The sequence below is a fragment of the Piscibacillus sp. B03 genome, assembly GCF_052246295.1.
Taxonomy (GTDB): Bacteria; Bacillota; Bacilli; order Bacillales; family Alkalibacillaceae; genus Piscibacillus.
In genome coordinates, this window is sequence record NZ_JBQQCO010000057.1 from 1 (window position 1) to 4,234 (window position 4,234).

Genomic DNA, 4,234 nt, shown 5'->3' on the forward strand with positions numbered 1-4,234 from the left:
ATAATTGATTTGTTGTTACTAACTTAAGTGCATACATGAACTGATCCATCGTGTGTGACATGTTAAACATGTGATGTAGACCAATGTCTTTAATGATATTCAAAGCTAAATCAAATTGATGATAGTCAAATAGAAAGAACCAATTATATTGACTAATGCTTGAATCTTGCTCTCTTATTGCGTATAACCATTCAAGTGTTTTAGGTGTCAACCGTACAAATAGCACATCATAATTTGATAGATGTTCAATGGTAGGATACTCATCGTAACGAGAGAAGGTTGTGAGCTGTTCAAAATATTCGTTTAACACAACATCGAAAAAATCTTGTGTATGTAAGTTTGATAAGTAAATGCAATGCATAGTTTCCCCCCTTATGTCCATAGAAAAACCTCATTAAAATGCACACTACACTAAAGGTATGTGTGTATTTTAATGAGGCGCCCTCATTTTAAAAAACTGTATTTGATTATAGCTTATTTACCATCTCATTATACCTGTAAAAATACTACCGGCACAATGTAAGAAATAACGATTAATACAATGCCAGCAACAAAAAAGTGAATACCTCGTCGACGAACACCAGGGTGTTTGATTAAGGCGTATAAGAAATAAAAACAAACCCCCAATGTTAAAACACCTGTGGAAATATATAAAAGACTTCCAGATATCAGGTGAATTAAGTCATATAAAAATACATTAAATCCATAATTTACAATTGCGAATGTTAGAGGTAAACCTAGCCTTAGTCCTAACAGCAATATTAAACATGTCATAGCTCCGGCAATGGAGTTTTTTTGAATTTCACCATTTTTAGCAACCATGCCAAAAATAGTTCGGCCAGAAAAATATAAAAAGCCTGCAACAAATATAAAGATGAATGACCATACTATGTATTCCGTCCAACCTTCAATTTGAGGAATCCATGATGTAGGATCAAAATCACCAGATTTACTTGGGCTTGAAAACGGTGAATTTGAAGCATTTAATATGAACATTCTCATAATGACACCTACTTATCGATTAATTTAATAGCTCTCTAAAAGCATCTTTTCGTGTCTGTGTCGCAATTTTACCGTCTTGGAAAAGATCAACTTGGGTTGTGAGACTATGAAACTTAAGTGCTGTTTTATTCATTTCGCGAATAAACGCAAACCAATTGGAGAATACCTCTTGATTAATCCGGTCTCGCTTTTGAAGGCATTTAAACCCTTCTTTAATGGTAATCTCTCCAGAGAAAACAATACGTCTTATATCGTGATTTTTAATATCGATTTCTAACTGGTTAAATAATGAATATATACTAACAATACGTTTTAACGTATTATAGGTTTGTCCGCTTACCGTTATTGGGTCTTGTTGTCTCTTAGGTGTATGTGGTAATTGGAGTGTAACAGAACAAAATATACAGTCATGTTCTACTTGGCCATTCTCATTGACCTTTGCCTTTATGTCAAATGGAATATCAAGTTCTTTTAGAGGCTCAAATAATTGATGATGTAAAAAATCTATTTGCTCAATTATCTCTTCATAATAGTCCTCTTTGAGCGGTACGTTTGGTATTCCATTCACTGATAAAGTTGAGTTTTTAGATGGAACGTGTTGTAACTGTATATTTTCTAACGCATAACGATAGTCTTTTAATGTATCGACTTTTGTACATATATTATCATAAAAATCCACAACAAACCCTCCTGTAATAAGACAAGTAAATAGATTCAATATGGTTTGATTAAATTCCATATTATCCTAACATAAAAGTAGTAAAAAGTTAACGAATATCTTGTCAAAATTTGCATTAATTTGTTACTTTAAGCCCATAAATGGGTCACCTCCTCTACCTTATACAACCTTTAAGAGTAAGGTTATATAAGGTAGAGGTAGGACATAAGTCCTATACCTCTAAACGGCGTACGATTCTTCATCTGGAATTTTAAACGTCTCATGGACACGAAACACATCGCGTACATGTATTACTTCCACATCATCATCTTGCCGATTAACCAAGATTTCAATAATGTCATTATGTTCAAAAGAACTAATATCTTCCACGCGTAACCAAGTTCGACTGCCATCATAGAAGTGGATATATTCAAATTCCACGCCTACGACACGTCCTTGCCAAATTTGCAAACCTTCGCGTTCATCAGATATTTTAGTGTGAATGACATCATGTTCGACAGGTGCTAATGTTTCTTCTGGATATTCCTCTATGTCTTCAATCGACAATGTATCTTCCCCGTCATTTAAAGCCCCTGTTAATGCGGCAATGAGTTCATCATCTTCTACTTCTGACACATAAAATTCTTCTGCAGGTTCAGGAAGTAATAGAAGTTCTTGTCCTTTCTCGAGTCTAGTTCGTTCAGCTAATTGTTCTTTAATATGTTGAAGTTCAATGTTTTGGATCATGGTAAGCATCTGAGACATAATCAAATGCTCGGTCCAACATAAAATAAAATAGTGTAGCCATAATATAAAGCTCATACTTTAACGTCCTCTCTAAAATAAGTTTAATTGTAATTGTCCGTCCACTGGTTCTTTCTTGGTGCGACGACGTTTCTTCTGTTTAGGCTTTTGGGTGACCGTGACGAAATCCAATAAGTCTTCTACTTCAATATCTGACGAGTCATTGGAAGGTTCATCTTCTTGTGATGGTTCTTGCTCTGGTTCTGCTAAGTGCGACAGAATTTGGTCGCTTGTTAAAAAGTCAGCAGGCATACCAAAAGCTAGAACTGGTTCAACTTCTAAAACGTCACCATTGACTGTAAAGCCCTTCAAGTCATTACTTTGAATACGCTCAATCACATGTGGAGTGTTTAATGTTTGTTGCTCCGCTTCTGTGACATAACGAGACAACCAGTTTGTGAATTGCTGTTCTAAAGAAGGTGTTTTCTTTTTACCGATATTCTCAAGTATTTCTCTAGCACGGTCAGACTGTTGATTTGTCCAATCTTCCGCACTTCCTTTTAACACCTTTCCTTTTTTCTTAATCGTATTCACTAACATGGACTGTAGGTCACCTTCGTCACCCAACATAGCGGATAATCCGTCACTAGAGACTTCACCATTAATCGCAGCTGTTGCTTTATTTTTTCTAGCAATCAGCGTCGCCATGGTTTCTTGGTGAGTATCTTTATATGCTAAGTAATATAATCGACACTCTTGTTCTTGGCCAATACGCCATGCCCGTTTAGCTGCTTGGTTAATCGTAAACAAGCTCCATGAGAATTGATAGAATATGAGAGTTGGTGTACATAATAAATCAAGACCGACTTTCACAAGCTCTTGAGACACTATACATACATCGTACCCTTCGTTTTCCATCTTGTTCTCTAACCATTCTGAACGACGATTGGTTTTAGTCGTGGTCGTATCCAAGATACATACCTTAGCACCAATATCCTCTAGTTTTTCTTTTAGTCGTGGTCGTACGTCACGTTCAGATACACTTGAACCCGTATCTTTCACATAGACGATTGATTTTCGTCCTTCTGACATCTCCGTTTTGATAATTTCTTGTAACTTTTCTTCTTTCGGATAGGTAATGTCTTTTGGTAGATGAATCGAATCCCAAACCGTTTCACGATTGCCGTCCTCATTAATATAAGTCGCACTCGGGAATTGAAGCGGATTATCAGGATAAGATACACCATAGTCTGTCATCGGTAAATATAGTTTCCATCCATCTTCGCGACTTTGTATTTGTCTTTCGAATGTTTGAATCATGTCGCGGTAGGCTTGTTCTAATTCTTGGTTCATTTCAACCATAATCGTTGGTGTATCGACTAACTCAACAGGATCTGGCCAAACATCTTTTAAACGAACATTGAGAGAGTTTTGCACCATGAACTTCCCGTATATAAATGGGGAGATCCCTGGCATGACCTTCTCCGTTCGTTTCGTTCCACCACGTGAAGCTTTATTGCTCTGTTCAGATGTTTCGTTTCGTTCATAAGTGGTTTGTTCAATGTTGCCATATTCCTCATTGAACTTGCGTACTTCTGAATAAGAAAAACCGGCTTTTACCATTTCGTTAGGAAACAGTCTCCATAAGAGGTAATAAATATCCTCTGCTTTACCGCCAAACAGTGTGCCAGTGCCAGCTACAATCTTTTTGCTAACAGCGGCTAAAGACGAGAGTGCATTGCCTTGCGCCGAATTGCCTGCCTTCAGCTCGTGCACTTCATCGACGATAGATAGGTCAAAAAAGTTATTCATTTTCCGTCTAATATATTC

5 protein-coding genes are annotated in these 4,234 nt (G+C 36.7%); all 5 read right to left on the reverse strand.

Going from position 1 to position 4,234, the window contains the following annotated elements; all coding sequences use genetic code 11:
• On the reverse strand, window positions 1–361 hold a 361-nt coding region (locus ACTWQB_RS16780), incomplete at its 3' end, for a hypothetical protein (protein ID WP_443140309.1).
• A gap of 128 nt (window positions 362–489) precedes the next feature.
• Window positions 490–1,002: a hypothetical protein gene (locus ACTWQB_RS16785; RefSeq protein WP_443140310.1), complete on the reverse strand. Its 513-nt coding sequence runs from the start codon at window positions 1,000–1,002 to the stop codon at window positions 490–492.
• Between the two features lie 19 nt (window positions 1,003–1,021).
• Window positions 1,022–1,681 (reverse strand): hypothetical protein, encoded by a 660-nt coding sequence (locus ACTWQB_RS16790; protein WP_443140311.1) that lies wholly within the window; start codon window positions 1,679–1,681, stop codon window positions 1,022–1,024.
• Between the two features lie 219 nt (window positions 1,682–1,900).
• Window positions 1,901–2,482 (reverse strand): hypothetical protein, encoded by a 582-nt coding sequence (locus ACTWQB_RS16795; RefSeq protein ID WP_443140312.1) that lies wholly within the window; start codon window positions 2,480–2,482, stop codon window positions 1,901–1,903.
• 15 nt (window positions 2,483–2,497) lie between these two features.
• Window positions 2,498–4,234: helicase-related protein (locus tag ACTWQB_RS16800; RefSeq protein WP_443140313.1), on the reverse strand; the 1,737-nt coding region annotated here is incomplete at its 5' end.

Excerpts from the sequence above, each read along its gene's own strand:
- ACTWQB_RS16785 (WP_443140310.1), bottom strand. The coding sequence starts at position 1,002 with ATGAGAATGTTCATATTAAATGCTTCAAATTCACCGTTTTCAAGCCCA.
- ACTWQB_RS16795 (WP_443140312.1), bottom strand. The coding sequence starts at position 2,482 with ATGAGCTTTATATTATGGCTACACTATTTTATTTTATGTTGGACCGAG.